Annotated in this window: 17 protein-coding genes; all 17 read left to right on the top strand. The window is 39.4% G+C overall.

Translation table 11 applies throughout. The annotated features are described in order from the left end of the window. Positions 1 to 19 precede the first annotated feature (19 nt). The 17 genes from AC3ITD_RS19585 to AC3ITD_RS19505 all read left to right on the top strand — a co-directional run bounded on the left by AC3ITD_RS19585 (position 20) and on the right by AC3ITD_RS19505 (position 19,017). Positions 20 to 1,273, top strand: a complete 1,254-nt coding sequence (locus tag AC3ITD_RS19585; protein WP_489362293.1) for a sigma 54-interacting transcriptional regulator — start codon at positions 20 to 22, stop codon at positions 1,271 to 1,273. A 31-nt stretch (positions 1,274 to 1,304) separates the two neighbouring features. Next, entirely contained in the window at positions 1,305 to 1,811 is a 507-nt protein-coding gene (locus AC3ITD_RS19580; RefSeq protein ID WP_489362291.1) for an LptE family protein, read from the top strand. Positions 1,812 to 1,882: 71 nt separating this feature from the next. After that, on the top strand, positions 1,883 to 2,917 hold the full coding sequence (locus AC3ITD_RS19575; RefSeq protein ID WP_489362289.1) for a DUF8458 domain-containing protein: 1,035 nt from the start codon (positions 1,883 to 1,885) through the stop codon (positions 2,915 to 2,917). Between the two features lie 14 nt (positions 2,918 to 2,931). Continuing rightward, positions 2,932 to 3,288: a preprotein translocase subunit SecG gene (gene secG, locus AC3ITD_RS19570; protein ID WP_265797288.1), complete on the top strand. Its 357-nt coding sequence runs from the start codon at positions 2,932 to 2,934 to the stop codon at positions 3,286 to 3,288. Between the two features lie 136 nt (positions 3,289 to 3,424). Continuing rightward, positions 3,425 to 3,976, top strand: coding sequence for an RNA polymerase sigma factor (locus tag AC3ITD_RS19565; protein ID WP_489362287.1), 552 nt, complete (start codon positions 3,425 to 3,427; stop codon positions 3,974 to 3,976). 11 nt (positions 3,977 to 3,987) lie between these two features. Next, on the top strand, positions 3,988 to 4,332 hold the full coding sequence (locus AC3ITD_RS19560; RefSeq protein ID WP_489362285.1) for a hypothetical protein: 345 nt from the start codon (positions 3,988 to 3,990) through the stop codon (positions 4,330 to 4,332). 210 nt (positions 4,333 to 4,542) lie between these two features. Further along, positions 4,543 to 4,809, top strand: a complete 267-nt coding sequence (locus AC3ITD_RS19555) for a hypothetical protein (RefSeq protein ID WP_265797285.1) — start codon at positions 4,543 to 4,545, stop codon at positions 4,807 to 4,809. Positions 4,810 to 4,812: 3 nt separating this feature from the next. Beyond that, complete coding sequence (locus AC3ITD_RS19550) at positions 4,813 to 5,037, top strand: hypothetical protein (protein ID WP_265797284.1); 225 nt, start codon at positions 4,813 to 4,815, stop codon at positions 5,035 to 5,037. A gap of 4 nt (positions 5,038 to 5,041) precedes the next feature. Then, positions 5,042 to 5,425, top strand: a complete 384-nt coding sequence (locus AC3ITD_RS19545; RefSeq protein ID WP_489362282.1) for a hypothetical protein — start codon at positions 5,042 to 5,044, stop codon at positions 5,423 to 5,425. 19 nt (positions 5,426 to 5,444) lie between these two features. Further along, entirely contained in the window at positions 5,445 to 5,882 is a 438-nt protein-coding gene (locus AC3ITD_RS19540) for an Hsp20/alpha crystallin family protein (RefSeq protein WP_489362280.1), read from the top strand. 176 nt (positions 5,883 to 6,058) lie between these two features. Beyond that, positions 6,059 to 6,820, top strand: coding sequence for a DUF4197 domain-containing protein (locus tag AC3ITD_RS19535; RefSeq protein WP_489362278.1), 762 nt, complete (start codon positions 6,059 to 6,061; stop codon positions 6,818 to 6,820). Positions 6,821 to 6,906: 86 nt separating this feature from the next. Beyond that, positions 6,907 to 7,842, top strand: coding sequence for a hypothetical protein (locus AC3ITD_RS19530; protein WP_489362276.1), 936 nt, complete (start codon positions 6,907 to 6,909; stop codon positions 7,840 to 7,842). Between the two features lie 206 nt (positions 7,843 to 8,048). After that, positions 8,049 to 9,425 (top strand): phosphatase PAP2 family protein, encoded by a 1,377-nt coding sequence (locus AC3ITD_RS19525; protein ID WP_489362274.1) that lies wholly within the window; start codon positions 8,049 to 8,051, stop codon positions 9,423 to 9,425. A 344-nt stretch (positions 9,426 to 9,769) separates the two neighbouring features. Further along, a complete protein-coding gene (locus AC3ITD_RS19520; protein WP_056850692.1) occupies positions 9,770 to 10,060 on the top strand; it encodes a co-chaperone GroES in 291 nt (96 codons plus the stop codon). An 84-nt stretch (positions 10,061 to 10,144) separates the two neighbouring features. Next, positions 10,145 to 11,779, top strand: coding sequence for a chaperonin GroEL (groL, locus tag AC3ITD_RS19515; RefSeq protein ID WP_265797278.1), 1,635 nt, complete (start codon positions 10,145 to 10,147; stop codon positions 11,777 to 11,779). 303 nt (positions 11,780 to 12,082) lie between these two features. After that, positions 12,083 to 17,998: a PKD domain-containing protein gene (locus AC3ITD_RS19510; RefSeq protein WP_489362271.1), complete on the top strand. Its 5,916-nt coding sequence runs from the start codon at positions 12,083 to 12,085 to the stop codon at positions 17,996 to 17,998. After that, entirely contained in the window at positions 17,995 to 19,017 is a 1,023-nt protein-coding gene (locus tag AC3ITD_RS19505; protein ID WP_265797276.1) for a PorP/SprF family type IX secretion system membrane protein, read from the top strand. Before AC3ITD_RS19510 ends, AC3ITD_RS19505 begins: the two co-directional genes overlap by 4 nt. Positions 19,018 to 19,032: the final 15 nt, after the last annotated feature.

Here is a 19,032-nt window from a genome sequence, read left to right as displayed (position 1 = left end):
TAACTTTCAACCTTAAAGAATGGATACACAAAATATTAAACAACGCTTTGGCATTATAGGTAATTCACCTTTGCTTAATCGTGCTATAGATATTGCAAGCCAGGTAGCACCAACGGATATGTCGGTATTGATTACTGGCGAAAGTGGAAGCGGTAAAGAGGTTTTTTCGCAAATTATCCATCAAATGAGCGCCCGCAAACACGGCGCATTCATTGCCGTAAACTGTGGTGCCATTCCTGAAGGCACCATCGATTCAGAACTTTTTGGACATGAGAAAGGATCGTTCACCGGAGCACACGAGGCCCGCAAAGGTTACTTTGAAGTAGCCAACGGCGGAACCATTTTTTTGGATGAAGTTGCTGAATTGCCACTGGGTACTCAAGCCCGCTTATTAAGAATTTTAGAAAGTGGTGAATACCTTCGTGTAGGTTCATCGAAAGTACAAAAAACGGATGTTCGAATTATTGCCGCTACCAACGTTGATGTTTACAATCGTGTAAAAAACGGCAAATTCCGTGAGGATTTATACTACCGTTTAAACACAGTTCCTTTACGTATTCCTGCGCTGCAAGAGCGTAAAGAAGATATTTATCTTTTATTTAGAAAGTTCGCTGCCGATTTTAGTGATAAATACCGCAGTCCGGCCTTACATTTAGAGCCTGAAGCAATACAGATTTTAACCAATTACAGTTGGCCAGGAAATGTTCGCCAGCTGAAAAATATTGCAGAACAAATTTGCGTTCTAGAGAAGGATAGAAATGTAACCGGACAAGCCATTTTAAACTATATTCCAAATGAGGCCGGAAGCAATTTACCAATGGCGATCAATTCTCAATCGAAAGAAGATTTTACAGAAAGAGATATTCTGTATAAAGTGCTTTTCGATATGAAAAAAGATATGGTTGAACTTAAAAAGTTAGTGGCTGAAATTATCCAGCATGGTGGGAATACGGCAACCGTTTTAGCTGATAATCCGCAGTACATCAACCAACTTTACAGAGATGTGGAGCTCCCATCCGGACAGGAACATGGCTTTACTATCCAACAGCCTACCCAAAGCAATAATAACAACGGCAGTAACAACAATAATAACGGCGATTATTTTGCCCACGAAGCCGAAGAAGTTGAAGAATCCTTATCACTAATTGATAAAGAATCTGATTTGATCAAGAAAGCGTTGAAAAAACATAAAGGCAAACGCAAGTTCGCCGCTCAAGAGTTAGGCATATCAGAGAGAACCTTATACAGAAAAATTAAAGAGTTGAACTTATAAAAAGCTTGCAACAACCTAAATCTTCAATTTAATGAAAATCAAAATATTTGCCTTCCTACTCATTGCTGCTTTAAGCTCATGCACCTATAAGTTTAGTGGTGCATCAACCGAAGGTTTAAAAACGGTTATTGTGCGTACTTTTGAAAATAATGCGCCACTTGTTGTTCCAAATCTAAATAATCAGCTAACTGAAGCGCTAAAAACAAGAATTCGGAACCAAACAAACCTGAGTGTTTCCACTACTGAAGCTGATGCTATTTTTGAAGGACGAATCACAGGTTACGATATTAAGCCCGTTGCATTGCAATCTAGTTCTACACCAACTGCAGGCGCTAACCGATTAACCGTAACGGTATCCGTGAAATACGTAAATAACGTAGCTGGGAAGGAAAAAGAAAGTTTTGAAGAAAGCTTTACTAAATTCTTCGATTTTCCTTTAAATGGGGCTTCCATTCAAGCTGCTTTACCAAATGCACTTGATCAAATTAACAAACAACTTACCGAAGATATTTTTAACAGGGCTTTTGCGCAGTGGTAAATATCCAATTCACAGCGTAATCTTTTCTTAAAAACCGCTTACATTTTTTAACTTAGCGACAAACCTCAACAATGGATAACAAACAACTACTGGCAGATTTACTTGCTCAACCCGGAAAGGTTGGATTAGCGCATGTGCCGATGTTGAAAGAAATGGCAGCGCAGTTTCCCTATGCACAACCCATCCACTTGTTACTGGCCAAGGCAGAGGCATCGTTTGTTCCTAAAGCGGCTTTGTATACTAAGGGGCATACCTTATTTCATATATTGAATATAGTACCCATTGCCGAAGCGGAAGAAGAGATCATCGGGAATGAAATTGTTGAAGAAGAATTAATTTCTGAAGAGATTAAAGATGATAATACAGCAGCAACTGAGATTGTTCCACCTTCGGAAATAGAAACGCCGAAAAATTTGCCCGGAATCGATAGCCATTTATTGGACTTGCCTGCAGATGAAAATAACTTTATTGAAAGCGTAGCTGCAACTGACTTCTTTGCTTTTGAACAGAAACTAAGTACAGATGTTGTTCCTGAGCCGCCACAAATCGAAACCGTCACTCCCGATGAACCGGAAATTCACCGTGTTTCTAAGTACGATGATGATCAACTTCCTTACACATTTTTGTGGTGGTTGGCCAAAACAAGAAAAGAGCACGAACAGATATTTCAGCCTTATGCGCAACCTCGGCCAAATTTAGCTCACAAACAGCAGCAAACTAACCAGCAGCAGGAAAGAGCAGAATTTCAGCAGCAATATGTGGAGCACATCTTCCATATTCAAACTCCTTTCGAAGTAGCAGATCATTTAGCAGAATACCCTACCCCAGAAGTTAAAGATGCCAAAGGCGCTGAAATTATCGAGAAGTTTTTGAAGGAAGACCCTACTATTAAACCACCAAAGCCAGAACAAATCGATAACGAAAACAAGGCAAAAAAGAGCGCAGAAGATCACTACGACCTCGTTTCGGAAACTTTGGCGAAAATTTACATCGAGCAAATGCTTTATCACAAAGCCATAGATACTTATAAAAAATTAAGTTTGAAATATCCAGAAAAAAGCCGTTACTTTGCCGACCTTATCCAATCTATAGAAAAGAAATTTTAAAATATAATATTACCATGGTAACCTTTTTAATCATTTTATTAATTGTTGTGTGTATAGCTTTAGGCTTATTTGTATTAATACAAAACCCTAAAGGTGGTGGTTTAGCAACGGGCGGTGGCACAAGCAACATGTTTGGGGTTCAACGTACGGGCGATGTTTTAGAAAAAGGGTCGTGGGTTTTACTAGCTGCCATTGTGATTTTAACCTTAGGCATTACTACAATTACTAAAAATGGCGGTGGCGCTACAGCTGTAGGAAACTCTGCTATTCAAGAGCGTTTGGATAAAACACCAGCTCCATCTCCACTTGGTGGATCATTAAACAACACTGCTCCGGCAAAACCAGCTACAACTGACACGACTAAAAAATAGTTTAGACTATAATATTTCAAAAAGCTTTCCTCAAAAGGGAAAGCTTTTTTTTTGAATTAATTTTTTTTAAAAAAATGAGCGTAATTTAAAGTAATATGCAAACTCATCCGTTTACTGGTTTATAACCCCCATAATTTTGCCAACAAACGAATCTTTAAATATTATTTTTACGGTTTCCAACTATGGGAAACGCTTATTCAGTTTCATCCGCGGGCGGGTGAATACCGATGAGGACGCGGAAGATATTTTGCAGGATGTTTGGTACCAGTTAAGCAATCAGCCAGAAGCTGGTGCCATAGAGCAAATTAGTGGTTGGCTTTATCGCGTTGCCCGAAACAAGATCACGGATAAATACCGAAAGCAGAAAGAAGATCATTTGGAAGATTTTACTTTCGAAGGGGAGGATGGGGAAATCAATTTTAAGGAAATTTTATTGTCCGATGCCTATTCTCCTGAGCAGGAAGGCTTGAAAAAGCTTTTCTGGGATCAGCTATTTCTAGCGCTCAAAGAATTACCGGAAAACCAGCGTTATGTTTTTATCCAGAATGAATTGGAAGAACGTACTTTTCAAGAATTGGCCGACGAAACCGGCGAAAACATTAAGACTTTAATATCAAGAAAGGGTTATGCAGTGAAACATTTGCGTAGCCGTTTGCAAAATTTATATCAAGAATTTATTAACTATTAATTGAATAGGAAATGAGAAATAGAAAGTTTAGTAAAGGCAAGAAATTTTTTTTCTTTATCCCTGTTGTAGCGCTAATTGCAGTGGCCTTAGGCTATGTTGTAATGTTTTTATGGAACTGGATTTTACCAGAAGTGGTACATGCCGGTAAATTAAATTTCTGGCAGGCATTGGGTTTACTGGTCCTTTGCCGCTTGTTGTTTGGCAATTTTAATAAAGGTGGTAGCAACAACCGTTTTCGCGAAAAAGCCAGAGAAATGCGCTCGAAGTGGGATAGCATGAATGAGGAAGAAAGGGCCAGGTTTAAAGAAGAATACCGCCGCCGTTGCGGAGGATGGGGGCATCGAAACAAAGAATAATTTTAATCCAGCTGAAAAGCTGGATTTTTTTGTTTCAACCTCTTTGTCCCAAAGGGATGCTATTCAGCGAGGAGCTTTCCAATTCATTATTAACGACCTTCTCAAATGTTGTTTAGACAAGCCAACACCAATCATGGCATGAAATAAATTTTTTCAGATATTTAAAGTAAAAATAAATCACCACCGTCTACCCTATTAAATAATCAAAAAATGAAACAAATATTTAAAGCTATAGCATTCGGAATTTTACTTGGCGCAGCCGTATTTTTCGTGCCCTTCATATTCAAGTTTATATTGGGATTGATCGTTATCGGTCTGTTCTTCAAAATGATTTTCGGTCGCCGTCGTCGTCACCTCGCAGATCGATTCGAAGAGTTTAATTCAAATTACTCGCCAATTGTACCCATTGATAATCAATGGTACAAACCAAACATTCAAGGAAACGGCCCAACAAATCACATCAATATCAATTACTAAGCCATGAAAGCATTTAGAATATTATTAGCCATGGTTGTAGCAGGTGCAACCTTTTACAGCTTGAATGTGTTGGCCATTCAAAACGGATATCCGGATCGGTTAGATTTCAAGAACAGGAATTACCGGGAAAACGATTGCGAATCACACCGCAAAAACCACGGTTCTGGCCATCACAACCGGAAAGCAGTTGATAGCGTGATTACTCCAATTGATAGTTTAAATCAGTAAGCAGATGTCGCAGGTTTTAGTTTTAAGCAGTCCTTCTCAAAATGATGTTAATCCTATTTTAGGTTTTGCAAGCGAGTTGATTACCAAAGGAGAAAAAGTTACTTTTTTCGGTGCTCAGGAATTTAAGTCGCCAATTGAAAATATTGGAGCAGATTTTAAAGCCTATAATGAGGAGTTAAATATCTTCAGAACAAATTCGGAAGATGAAAAACCTAAATCTGGTTTGATAAGTGCGTTGCTTGAGCCAATGAAGTTTATTGATGACATCGTGGTGCAGATACGTGGATTAAAATTCGATTACGCCGTTTTTTCTCCATCCTATCCTTATGCCAACATCATTACACAATTACTGGGTATTTCGAGAACCCAGCAAATGATCTCGAGTTAATAAAAATTAATTTAATAACATGTACAACAAAAATAGATGCCATACAGGCAAAATAAATAACAGTTGCGGAACAAGAGGCGCAAGATTTGGTAGACACCACCATGCACACGAGATGTTTCGGAATGGTACCCGACGTGTGCCGGCGAACATTGAAGAAACTGATGATAAGTTCACTATCTACGTTTTTGCTCCTGCCCTGGAAAAAGAATACCTGAAAGTATTAACCAAAAACGATGTTTTAACCATTTCTTACGCCCCGAACGAAGGACCGGCAGAAAGCGAAAAAAACTTCAGCAGAAGAGAATTTAGCAATGGTGCTTTTGAAAGAGCATTTGCTTTAAATGGAAAAGCTCTCGTTGATCAGATAACAGCGAAATATGCCGATGGTATTTTGACAATTATTCTGCCTAAAAATCCCGAAACGAATGTGCCTGCAAAAGATATCGCAGTAAATTAGGTTTCGTCTATTATAATTTCAAAGACCCTGATTGTTTTTACAATCGGGGTTTATTTTTTTTCGATTTTACTTTGATGAATTTACAATTAATCCTAGGATCAGACCTTTATCTCCGCAACAATTAAGCTGCTAAAATTCGTGGCAGCCATTTTGCTTTAAAAAGCCAAACACAGACGATGAAAAGAATCAATATTTTAACTGCATCCCTAACATTAATATTATTTTCCAGTTTTAACGCCAAAGCACAGATTAAATTAAGCGACATTTTTAAAATCATTACCGAAAAACCAGCGAACACAACAAGCGCAACTGGCACACCGAGTACGTTTGAAATTGGCCAGGGCATCAAAGAAGCTTTGCAAATTGGCGTTTCTGCAGGTGCCGATAGACTATCGGCGAAAGATGGTTTCTTAGGAAATTTAGCGGTAAAAATTCTAATGCCTCCCGAAGCAAAAAAGGTCGAGAAAACCTTGCGAGGAATTGGCCTGAACAAACTTTGCGATAACGTAATCACCAGTTTAAATCGTGCTGCTGAAGATGCTGCTACTGAAGCCAAACCAATTTTTATATCTGCAATAAAACAAATGACATTGGCAGATGCTACTAATATTTTATTAGGAAACAACGACGCGGCGACCACTTACTTTAAACGTGTGACCACGGCACAATTGATGCAAAAATTTAGTCCGATAGTAACCACGAGCTTAAACAAGGTTAATGCCACTAAATACTATTCTGATTTAACCTCGCAATATAACCGACTTCCTTTAGTAAAACCGGTAAATACAAACCTCACAGAATACGTTACCCAAAAAGCGATTGATGGTTTATTTATTGAAGTTGCTAAAGAAGAACTTAAAATAAGAGGTAATTTAAGCTCACGTAGCACAACTTTACTACAAAAGGTGTTTGGATACGCTGATAAAAAGAAGATTTAGGTCTAAATAAAATCATAAAAGACAGCAGGTCCGGGTTTTCAAAAAACTCGGGCCCGCTTTGTTTAAAACAATTCGTAAAATTGTATATGATAAGATTTGAATCACGTTTTGCAACCATAATTATCGTTTGCCTCGCTAGTTTTGCGTCATGCACCTCAAATAAAAATGAAGAATCGGAATCAACAGCTATGTTGGATAGCATTTCTCTGAGCAATAAGAATTTTGCTCTGGCTTACCAGGATGGAGAAAAAATTGTAGCCACGAGTATCGATACCATGAAACAAATCTCCTTCGGAGGCGCTACGGACCCAGCTATTTCACCAGATGGAAACAAGCTAGCTTACACAGTGAATGACACAACAGGCAAGAGGACGATTTGGATTGCCGACTTAGAAAACAAAAGTCAATCGAAGTTGCAGGTTAACAGTATCAATTACTACCAAGCCATGTGGTCGCCGAATGGAAATGCAATTGCTTTTAACATTTTTAGCAGTAAAAACCTTTGGAAAGTTGGTGTAATTAAAGCAGACAATACGGGTTATGTGATGTTGGACAGTGCTTCGGCAATAAACCTCTATTCACCAACATGGAAAAACGAAAAGGAGTTGGTGGCACATGATTTAAAAAACCTTTATACGTTTAGTGTTGATGGAAAATTAGTTGATTCCAGGGCGATTGCTGATATGATTGGCAAGGATTTTTCAATTTCCAGCAGTAACCGATTCTTCTATTCAAAAGATGGCAAAAAACTCATTTTCAACGCAGGCAATTCCGACGCTCCTGATGGCTCAACTGGACCAAGCGACGCTGCTTACATCCTGGATATTTCCAGCAAAAAGGTCGAGCGACTTTTGCCAAAAGGAGTTAATGTTCCCTATATTTTCGTAACTGCAGATGACAGGATTTTTTATAGCGGCAGAGAAAAGCCGTATATCCAAAGCAAAATCTACTTTTCGGATCTGAAGGGAAACATCAAAACTATAGTAGATAAGGGTTCGAATCCAACAGGAGCATTAAAGTAGCCCCTGGATTTTTTATAACTAATCTGCGCAGCTTTAAAAGGATGAGGGGCCGCCGACTTAGCCAGTTTGAAATAGGTTTCTCTTGACGATTTAGCAAGTTTTACCTTAAAAAAAGCCCCCCGAACTTAGTAAAAAAGCGAGACGTATTCCATTAAGTTGCAAAATCTGTATCTTTAATTTAGAGATTCCCAATTCAGCTTACTAAAATGAAAAAACGCTACTCAAAAGTTTTAACTACAGTACTCCTTCTTGTTTTAACCCAACATGCCGTTGCTCAGCAAATAGAAGTTTTAGATAGTAGCATTGTAAAAGACAATTTTTTTAAATCGAAGGCGGTTCGTATTTCTGCTGTTCCGGCACTACTGCTTGCAGGCAGCGCAGCTACCTGGGGAATTAGAAAAGATGTGCGTGAATTTCGAAACCGTTATTTACCAACTTTCCGTTATCACTATGATGATTATCTTCAATATGCACCTGTGGCTACAGTTTTTGCCTTAAATGGAGCTGGTGTAAAGGGAAAGCATAAAATGGGGAGGGCGTTAGTATCCTATGCTTTTTCAGCTGTAATTATGGCATCGGTAGTAAATACCGTAAAATACACGGCTAAAGTAGAGCGACCAGATGGAAGCACCAGAAATTCCTTCCCTTCGGGCCATACTGCAAACTCTTTTATGAATGCCACTTTTCTGCATAAGGAATATGGCCAATTTCGTTCGCCTTTGTACAGCGTTGGTGCTTATACCGCAGCAACGGCTACAGCTGTCGGCAGAGAACTAAATAATCGCCATTGGATTTCGGATGTTTTGGCCGGAGCAGGTATTGGAGTTTTATCGACAGAGGTGGGCTATGTTATTGCCGATAAAATTTTTAAAGAACATGGCGAGCATATTAAGCTTAACAATAATCCGGTTCCGGTGAATTTAAAGCCTAGCTTTATTGAGCTCCGTTTGGGTTATGCCGAAGCTTTAAGCAAAGATTTAACAGATAAAAACAGTGACCTCTTTGCTAAAACCGGATTTAATTTTGGTTTGGAAGGCGCATGGTTTTTCTCTAAAAATGTAGGTATTGGTGGAGAGTTTGCTTTCTCTAGCTTCCCAATGAATGATGACCAACTGGATTTTGAAGATCCTGATATACAAACTGTGAGTGATGGCTTCTATACCCAACCAATGGGCATTCGATATATCCATGTCGGTCCTTACTTTAGTATTCCCTTGGCTAAAAACTGGTTTATCACCGGAAAACTGAATGCAGGCACGTCGGCAGGTGCACAAGGTGAAGTAATTTTAAACATCAAAGAAGGATATCAAGATTTATTTCTGGGAAAAGAGTTGCCATACTTTCGCTACAAGCCCGAATCTGCCTTCAGCTGGTCGGCGGGTTTAGGGATACAAAAACAGATAAAGAGAAACCTTGGTGTAAAAGCTTACCTCAGCTATTTTGACTCCGATAATGACTTTACAGTCGATATAATCGATCAAATAAATTCGTCTGGAAATTACACCTTCAAAAACCAAGGTATGGAGAAAGTAAAGTTTAACCACATTACTTTTGGTTTGGGCTTGACCGCTTATTTGTGGTAAAGATCGCTCAAATAAGTGTTTTTTAAGCTCAATTCATCACGTTTTAATATCAGGACCCTGCATTCCAGGCGCATTTCCATAATTATGAGCACGAAGGCATCCTGCAACTCTCATTATAAACAGATCGCATCAAGATTGCCTTAACCTCACCATGATGAAAGCCTATCACTTGATTTGACAATTAACACCAATTTCGTCCTGCCAAGCTGACACCAAATATTCTCAATTTGTTTATATTTTGACAGGACGAGTGAAAATTTGTCCCTGACAGCCACTTGGCATAAAAAGTGTTAATTGTCTGCGTAGTTAAAAAACTCAAATCAAAATAAAAAATAATAAAAGTTATGGCGTTAAACCTTAAACCAATTGCTGGCAGTTCGAACAGAGTAATTGTAGAACCAGCTGCCGCAGAAGAGAAAACTGCATCGGGTTTGTATATCCCTGATACCGCTAAAGAAAAACCATCAAAAGGAACTGTAGTATCTGTTTCTGAAGAAGATGCTGAAGGTAAAAAAGCAACTGTAAAAGTTGGAGATGTTGTTATCTATGGTAAATACGGCGGTACTGAGCTTCCTTACGAAGGTAAAGACTATTTAATCATGCGTGAAACCGATATCTACGCTGTAGTAGGGTAATTTAAGTTAAAAGTAGAAAATTAAAAGTCATAAGTAAATGCGATTTAATAGATCGTAAATCGTAATTCTAAAATCTTAAATCAAATGTCAAAACAAGTAAAATATAACGTAGAAGCTCGTGATGCCCTGAAAAGAGGCGTTGATATTCTAGCAAATGCAGTGAAAGTAACGTTAGGACCTAAAGGCCGTAACGTAATTATCGATAAAAAATTCGGTTCTCCAGCGATCACTAAAGATGGTGTTACGGTTGCTAAAGAAATCGAATTGAAAGATGCGGTTGAAAATATGGGCGCTCAAATGGTTAAAGAAGTAGCCTCTAAAACAGCTGATATTGCTGGTGACGGAACAACTACTGCTACTGTTTTAGCTCAGGCAATCATTACTACTGGTATTAAAAACGTTGCCGCTGGTGCAAATCCAATGGATTTGAAACGCGGTATAGATAAAGCTGTTGCTGCTGTTGTGGCTAACTTAAGAGAGCAATCTCAAACTGTTGGTGAAGACAATAACAAAATTAAACAAGTTGCATCTATCTCAGCTAATAATGATGAGGTGATCGGCGCACTGATTGCTGAGGCAATGGGTAAAGTTGGTAAAGATGGTGTTATTACCGTTGAAGAAGCAAAAGGTACTGAAACTGAAGTTAAGACAGTAGAAGGTATGCAATTTGATAGAGGATATTTATCTCCATACTTTGTTACCAATGCAGATAAAATGGAAGCTGAATTAGATAATCCTTACATTTTAATCTACGACAAAAAAATTAGCAACATGAAAGAATTGTTGCCTGTTTTGGAAAAAACTGTTCAAACTGGTAAACCATTGGTTATCATTTCCGAAGATTTAGATGGTGAAGCTTTAGCTACCTTAGTAGTTAACAAAATCCGTGGTTCGTTAAAAGTTGTAGCAGTTAAAGCTCCAGGTTTTGGCGATAGAAGAAAAGCAATGTTAGAAGACATCGCGATTTTAACTGGCGGCATCGTTGTTTCAGAAGAAAGAGGTTACAAATTAGAAAATGCTGATTTAACTTACTTAGGTTCTGCTGAAAAAGTGGTAGTTGATAAAGATAATACTACTGTGATTAATGGTGCTGGGAACTCTGAAGATATTAAATCGCGCGTAAGCCAGATCAAAGCTCAAATTGAAACCACTACATCTGATTACGATAAAGAAAAATTGCAAGAGCGTTTGGCTAAATTAGCGGGCGGTGTTGCTGTTCTTTACGTTGGTGCGGCAAGTGAAGTTGAGATGAAAGAGAAGAAAGACCGTGTTGATGATGCTTTACATGCAACCCGCGCGGCTGTAGAAGAGGGTATTGTTGCAGGTGGTGGTGTTGCTTTTATTCGCGCAGTAGCATCAATTGCTGATTTAAAAGGATCAAACGAGGATGAAAATACTGGTATTCAGATTATCCGTCGCGCTATTGAAGAGCCATTACGTCAGATTTGCGAAAATGCTGGTATCGAAGGTTCTATCGTTGTACAAAAAGTTAAAGAAGGAACAGCAGATTATGGCTACAATGCCCGCACTGATGTTTACGAAAACTTAATTGGTGCTGGTGTTATCGATCCAACCAAAGTTTCTCGCGTAGCATTGGAAAATGCAGCATCTATCGCGGCAATGCTATTAACAACCGAAGTGGTATTGGCAGACGAACCTGAAGAGGGCGGTGCTCCAATGCCTCCTATGGGTGGTGGTGGCATGGGCGGCATGATGTAATCTTAAACCCTCCTCACGAAACTTTTCGTGTAAAAATATGCCCTCCAGGTTTATAAACCTTGAGGGCTTTTTTATGCCCCAAGACGTTAAAAAGCCATTTTTATTTCTACAAGTCACCCTATCGGAAGCGGTTGGTGTAAATATTTGGGAGTGTAACTCAGAATTTACCTATTTTGTACTTGAATATTTATAAAAGCGTAGCATTACTTATTACACAAATGTAAGTATGACAGTCAGTCCAGACACTGATTACCGCAACTAAATCATTCCTCCCGTGTTATCGATTTCTTAATGTAGACCTGTTTGAAAAGGAAATGGCTTTTATATGCCCTTATTTTAGGGTTATTATTTGGTAGTAAAACATCATTCGCTCAAATCACTATTGGGCCAGTAAATCCAGGACCATATACACCTGGAAGCACTATTGCTGCAATATTTAAATTGCCAGCGAATTGCTTTGGGCAAAACAATGTTTTTCAGCTGTATCTATCTGACGAAAATGGAAACTTTGAAGCTGAAAAATTAATTGGAAGCTATACTGGCTTTTACAGCACTTACGTAAATGGCATAATCCCCACAACAGACATCCTCCCGGGCACAGGGTATAAGTTAAGGATTAAATCTACTGAACCACATATTATTAGTACCGAATCAGCAGCTTTTGAAATCAAACTTGGAGTAGCAACAGAAGCGAGGTTAATATCGACTTATCTGAATCCAAACGATACCGAAACATTTGGCACTTGCACCAGTACCATCAATAATCCTTTTATTTTTTCGAATGAATCTACTGCTGCATCAGTTGTTACAGCAACTGTTACCAATGAGCTAACGGGCACTGTTACCGGATTAAATTTTACCTCAAAGCTGCAACAGTTTACCGCCGACCAGGCGCATTATACTATATTGACGACAGCTGTTAATTCAGACGGAACACTGGCCACCAAAGCATATTTTTTAATAAATAATAAAACAGTCACAGCCTTTGGTAGCTCTGGCAATAACCTCGTTTGTTTGCCGTTGGGCGCTTTAGAGTTTAGTGTAGATTATACCTCACCTGGCGGAATACAGAACAATTTTCCGGGCGACAAATACACCATCACCTGGGGTGATAATTCGACATCCGTTTACACTTTCTGCGATATTGCCGCTTTACAGGGTAAGGTGAAACATAATTATCTCCGGTCATCATGCGGTAGCACTTCCGTATCAAGCGCAGGGACTATTTTTAATGCTTTTGATGTAACCATAAAAGTTTCGAATGTATTTTGCGGCGATCTGGGAACACCCGTTTCATCATCAGCAAAGGTTGTAGCGCAGCCTGTAAATAGTTTCAGCTTCACCAACCCCGGCTGTACCAACACCGATATTACTTTTATCAATACCTCGAGCGCAGGAGAAAATCCGAACACTAATTCCTCAGGCTGTACAGAAAACATACTAACCTATAATTGGTATGTTGATGGGGTTCCTGTGGAGGCAAACAAACCCCGGTCTTATAATTTTATTACGAAATTTCTTACACATGGTCAACACACCATCAGACTGGAGTCGAACAGTTCCGGAGCTTGTCAGGCAGAACCTTTAGAAAAAATAATTTGTATACAAGATCCTCCAAAACCAGATTTTATTCTACCTACCAATATAATATGTTCAGGTGGATCTATAAAAGTTACGGATAAATCCTTGGTCGATAGTATATGTAACCCAGCCAATACCTACTCTTGGATAGTATCGCCAGCGGTGACGTTTATTAATGGCACAGATTCACAAAGCAAAGAGCCAGAATTCCTGTTCGATACTGCCGGTATTTATAACATTACGCTAAACATAACAACGCCATCTTGCGGTCTGGTTTCATCTACACCACAAACTGTTGTGGTTAACAAATTTCCGACTGTTACCTTATCTCCAGATATTATACTTTGCAATCTCGCCACTTACGATTTTAATCCGGTAACAGTTGGCGCCACAAAAACCCTGCTTGAAGGAACACTGCTCGATGAAGCTGACACTTATACCTGGACTGTGACTGCTGCCGGAACCGGAACTTATAGCTTTGTAAATGGAACCTCCGCCAATACAAAATATCCATCAATTAAATTCGATAACTATGATGAATACACTATTAGCGTAACGCAGAAAAATAACTGTGGAACCATTACCAAAACCCAAAAACTTACATTCGCTACTGCTCCGTCAATTAGCGCTGGTATTGATCAAAGTATTTGTTTCAACGATCCAAGCTTCACTTTAGCAGCAAACATTACCGGAACCACAACATCGCAAACCTGGATTGGTGGAGATGGTGCTTTTACTCCGGATAGAAATACACTAAATGCAGTATATACGCCAACGGCTAGTGAAAGAGCTAATGGGAGTGTAGCCCTGCGCCTTAGGGTAACAACCCCTTTGGCTCCCCCATGTGATCAGATTGATGATGATATACTACTCGTTATCAAGCCAAATATTGATATTACAAGTCCAGCAACCAAATCAATCTGTACAGGCAAGAATGTAGATTACATCCCAACTTCCGCAGCTGCCGGAACAGTTTTTAACTGGACAGCAAGTGGCAGTTCAAGTGTAACTGGCTTTTCAGCAAGTGGAAGTGGAAAGATCGATGATGTTTTGATCAATACTGATTTGAATACCGATGCAACTGTTACCTATGCGATCACCCCAACTCTTGATGGCTGTGTTGGCACCCCCTTTATATTTAAAGTGACTGTAAATCCGAGTCCCTTGATAACCGCTACCGCTCCAAGCCTTAATATCTGCAATAAAACCAGTGCGGCTATAAGTTTATCTTCGCTAATGAGCAATGTAAAATACGTTTACAGCAGCATTATTAGTGGAGAAATCACGGGAAATACCAACCAAACCATCGCATCATCTAACACGTTAATAAATGATATTTTAACGAATTCAGGTACAACGCCTGCTACAGTAACTTACACCATAACCCCAGTCTCAGCAGGTGATTGTACAGGCGTCCCTGCTACAATTACCATCACCGTTAATCCGAGTGCAACATTGGCAAATGCTGGTGCCGATGAGGCCCTTTGTAATTTGAACAGCTATACACTCAAAGCCAACGCTCCTGTAGTTGGTTTAGGGAAATGGACAATTGTAGCTGCCCCTACGATAATTTCTTTCGAGGATGATACAAAATACAATACTGAACTTTCAGGCCTGCAGGCCGGTAATACATATGTTTTAAGGTGGACGATTAGCGATAGTACGTGTTCAACATCAAGTGACGAGGTGCAAATAACCGTTAGTCCGGAGAGTGTTGGCGGAAATACCTCTGGCAGCAATACTTTTTGTGCTGGTACGAACGGAGGGAATATCTCTTTGTCTAACCAGGTTGGCAGTATCATAAGATGGGAACGTTCTATTGATGATGGCCAAAATTGGTCGGCCATAAACTCTACTGTAAATCCATTGGTTTATTCGAATTTGGAGGTAACTACACAATACCGAGCTATTGTTAAAAGTGGAAGTTGCACAGAAGCCATTTCATCCGTTTCCATAATAAAAATCAACCCTTTAACAATTACCGCAAACGCAGGCATTAATCAAAGTTTATGTAGTGGAAATGGAATAACATTAAGTGGAAATAATCCAGCTCCCAATAATGGCTTATGGACACTCATATCTAATCAAACAGGAGTAACGATAGCAGACCCTACTTTATTTAACACCAATGTAACCGGATTAATGCCTGGCGAAGTTTATAAATTCATGTGGACCATCACCGGGTTTACCGGCTGCGCGCCATCCTCATCAGAGGTTACAATAACTTACTTCTCCCCTATTTCAAATAATATTAATAACACCGAGGCAATAATTTGTTCTGGCCAGCAGATTACAATCTCCGGGGATGTTCCAGTGGGAGGTTCAGGAAGTTTTGATTATCAATGGCAAAGCAGCACTGATGGAAGCATATGGGTAAATATTCCTTCATCAATCGATAAAGATTTAATAGCTAGTCCGGCCGCTTCCTTGTTTTATAGAAGATTGGTTAATAGCACCATTTGCACTTCGGTAAGTAATGTAGTAAAAATAAATGTATTGCCTGATTTGGCAAATAATACCATCTCCGCAGATCAACAAGTGTGTATAGGTTCAGCAGCAGCTCCATTAAGTGGATCTATACCAACTGGAGGCGATGGGGATTTTAATTATCAATGGCAGTCTAGTTTAAATGGAACAGACTGGAGTGATGTACTTGAAGCAAATAACATAAATTTCACACCTCCTTCACCAACAGTAACCATTTATTACCGGAGAGTGGTGACTAGCGGTTCTTGTTCAATTAATGTCAGTAGCGCAATAAAGCTAACCGTAAATCTTCCTGCCAAAGCAGAAATTACTTTTAATGAAGATAAAGGCTGTGCACCACTTAAACTTACAAACAACAATGTATCAGCAGGTTTGTATCCAGATCGAAATGCTATTTACACCTGGTTTGCAAATGGAGCACAAATTGGTACAGGGTCAACTTTCCCCGGTTATACCATTTTAAATCAAAACGAGACCGTAACTATCAAGCTTGCAGTAACCAGTAATAACGGCTGTAATAATGATGAGATTACACATATTTTTACAACCAGGGAAGATGTTACTGCATCATTTACGCAGAATATAACAAGTGGCTGTGGACCGTTAAATGTTTCCTTTACCAACACCTCTACTTCACTAACGGCGGCTACTTTTAAATGGGATTTTGGGAATGGCAACACTTCAGATTTAGCTCAGCCTGCAGCAGTAACTTTCCAACCTGACCCAGCAGGGAAAGACCTCACTTACATCATTACACTAACCTCCACTACACCTTGCGGCATAACCATCAAAACTTCGGAGGTTTTGGTAAAAGCCAAACCAGTCGCTACCTTCTCGCCAGATAAAACGGTAGGGTGCTCACCATTCAAAGTAACTTTTAGCAATACAACACTCGGTAATTCCACAAGCTATACATTTGATTTTGGGGATGGAGAGACGCTAACTACCACCGATAAAGCCAATGTTTCGCATACTTATAATACACTTGTAATTAAAGATTACATAGTCAAAATGATTGCTAGGAATGAATGTGGATCAACTGAATCTCAATACACCATAAGGGTTTCACCAAATTCTATTGTTCCAGAATTGGTGGTAAATAGCAACCAACTCAAGGGGTGTGCACCATTTAAGGTAGACTTTTACAACAATACATCAGGAGCTACTTCATTTGTTTACGACTTCGCCGATGGGAGCACCGCAATTACCTACTCTGCTCCAGAAGTTGTTTCTCACACTTTTACCAAACCTGGCAAATATACCATTACACTTCACGCTTCCAACGGATGTTCCAATGTCTCGACCACAGAAGAAATTGAGATTTTAGAACAGCCAATTGTCAGTTTTACGGCAGACAAGACTAGTGGGTGTGATAGTGTAATTGTAAAGTTTAAAAATATCAGTCAAGATGGGGTTGGATATGTTTGGGATTTTGGCGATGGCACTACTTCGACTACCGTTGAGCCAACGCATACTTTTACCGGTTCGGGGAAAACCTTCACCATAACCCTTACGGCAACAAACATTCTGGGCTGTAAAAATACAGTAAGCATTCCTGGATATATCAAAGTGGCAGCTCCTTTAGTTGCAGCATTTACTGTTAGCCCTGGCAATGAATTATCCATTCCCAATTTCACTTTTGGATTTAAAGACGTTAGTAATGACGCTGTTAGCTGGGAATGGCTTTTTGGTGATGGATCGAGATCAACGCTGAGAAATCCAAATCACACCTATGCAAATGATGGTTTGTATTCGGTTACGCTGAAAGTTTTAAATAAAGAAGGCTGTTCGGCTACCACAACACAATCGGTAAGGATTATAGGCGTACCGGGGAACTTAAATTTGCCCAATTCATTCATGCCTGCAAGTGCCAAAAACGAAATTAAAACTTTTAAGGCAAAAGGCCAGGGCATTCAAGAATGGAAAATGAGTGTATTCAACAAGTGGGGACAATTGATCTGGGAAACAACACAATTGGATGATGGTGCGCCAGCAGAGGGATGGGATGGTACATTCAAAGGACAAGACCAGCCACAAGGTGTTTATTATTGGAAAATAGATGTAAAATTTATTAATGGAGGTGATTGGAAAGGAATGACTTATGATTCTGCTCCACCACGAAAGACAGGCGTAATATATTTAATAAGATGATGGGGAGAAAGATACTGCTATTGACATTTACTTTGCTATTGCCACTCTTGATGATGGCTCAAGATCATATTTATTCACAGTTTTACAATTCACCAATTTACCTTAATCCTGCCCTCACCGGTCAGTTTGAAGGAGATATTCGGTTTAATGCCTTGTACCGGAATCAATGGTCAGGGTTGGCCAGCGATTATTCTTACATCAGTGCCTCTGGCGATTTGAACTTGGAAAGGATAAACAGTGGCGTGGGACTAATCTTCAATAGAAGTACAGAAGGAACAGCATATTTGGTTAAAAACAATGTAGCAGCCAGTTATTCATACATCATAAATGGTGATGATTTTACACTGTCGTTTGGCTTGCAGGCCGGAATAACCAACCAGAAACTAAACTGGGACAAATTAGTTTTTGGCGATCAAATCGGTATTGGGACTGGTTACATACCGGGCAGTATTTCAGGTGCAGAAAAGCCGAGTATTGATAGCCGCTTTTACCTGGATGCCAACGCTGGAACCAATTTGGTTTATGGAAAATTTATGCTTGGTGTGGCGGCCCATCACATCAATCGTCCCGATGAATCTCTATCGGGCTTCCAGGCTAAGCTGCCAATGCGGATTTCCGGAAATATGAGTTACAAACTGACTCTAATTCCAGATCAGTACGACAGAGATGGAAGTTATCTTATCCCTTCTATAGTTGTCTACAAACAGCAAAATATCACTTCATATAGCGCAGGGATGCAATACAAATATGCTGGAATAAACGCTGGTATTTGGTACCGTGGTGGAAGCAATGCTGGCGGAAACGATGCAATTGTATTATCGGTAATCTTTGACATTTTTAACCGAAGAACCAATGGTGAAAAATTCAGGGTTGGTATTAGTCACGATGCTACTTCTTCGAAAATTAATTATTCCAACACTGGAGGAACATCCGAAATTGGTTTAGGTTACGAAAAATATTTTCAAAATAGTTCAAATGGTGGGCGAGCAAATGGCTTAAGATGCTACGATTTTTATTAATTTGGCTTTGTTAAT

This window comes from Pedobacter sp. KH_004, assembly GCF_057840755.1.
Note: the sequence above shows the minus strand (reverse complement) of the source record. Positions and strands in the feature narration are given on the sequence as shown.

Bases quoted from the DNA above. Each gene is read 5' to 3' on its own strand.
- groL (WP_265797278.1), top strand. From the start codon at position 10,145: ATGTCAAAACAAGTAAAATATAACGTAGAAGCTCGTGATGCCCTGAAA.
- AC3ITD_RS19575 (WP_489362289.1), top strand. From the start codon at position 1,883: ATGGATAACAAACAACTACTGGCAGATTTACTTGCTCAACCCGGAAAG.
- AC3ITD_RS19540 (WP_489362280.1), top strand. From the start codon at position 5,445: ATGTACAACAAAAATAGATGCCATACAGGCAAAATAAATAACAGTTGC.
- AC3ITD_RS19535 (WP_489362278.1), top strand. From the start codon at position 6,059: ATGAAAAGAATCAATATTTTAACTGCATCCCTAACATTAATATTATTT.
- AC3ITD_RS19555 (WP_265797285.1), top strand. From the start codon at position 4,543: ATGAAACAAATATTTAAAGCTATAGCATTCGGAATTTTACTTGGCGCA.
- AC3ITD_RS19545 (WP_489362282.1), top strand. From the start codon at position 5,042: ATGTCGCAGGTTTTAGTTTTAAGCAGTCCTTCTCAAAATGATGTTAAT.
- AC3ITD_RS19530 (WP_489362276.1), top strand. From the start codon at position 6,907: ATGATAAGATTTGAATCACGTTTTGCAACCATAATTATCGTTTGCCTC.
- AC3ITD_RS19525 (WP_489362274.1), top strand. From the start codon at position 8,049: ATGAAAAAACGCTACTCAAAAGTTTTAACTACAGTACTCCTTCTTGTT.
- AC3ITD_RS19520 (WP_056850692.1), top strand. From the start codon at position 9,770: ATGGCGTTAAACCTTAAACCAATTGCTGGCAGTTCGAACAGAGTAATT.
- secG (WP_265797288.1), top strand. From the start codon at position 2,932: ATGGTAACCTTTTTAATCATTTTATTAATTGTTGTGTGTATAGCTTTA.
- AC3ITD_RS19580 (WP_489362291.1), top strand. From the start codon at position 1,305: ATGAAAATCAAAATATTTGCCTTCCTACTCATTGCTGCTTTAAGCTCA.
- AC3ITD_RS19560 (WP_489362285.1), top strand. From the start codon at position 3,988: ATGAGAAATAGAAAGTTTAGTAAAGGCAAGAAATTTTTTTTCTTTATC.
- AC3ITD_RS19550 (WP_265797284.1), top strand. From the start codon at position 4,813: ATGAAAGCATTTAGAATATTATTAGCCATGGTTGTAGCAGGTGCAACC.
- AC3ITD_RS19505 (WP_265797276.1), top strand. From the start codon at position 17,995: ATGATGGGGAGAAAGATACTGCTATTGACATTTACTTTGCTATTGCCA.
- AC3ITD_RS19585 (WP_489362293.1), top strand. From the start codon at position 20: ATGGATACACAAAATATTAAACAACGCTTTGGCATTATAGGTAATTCA.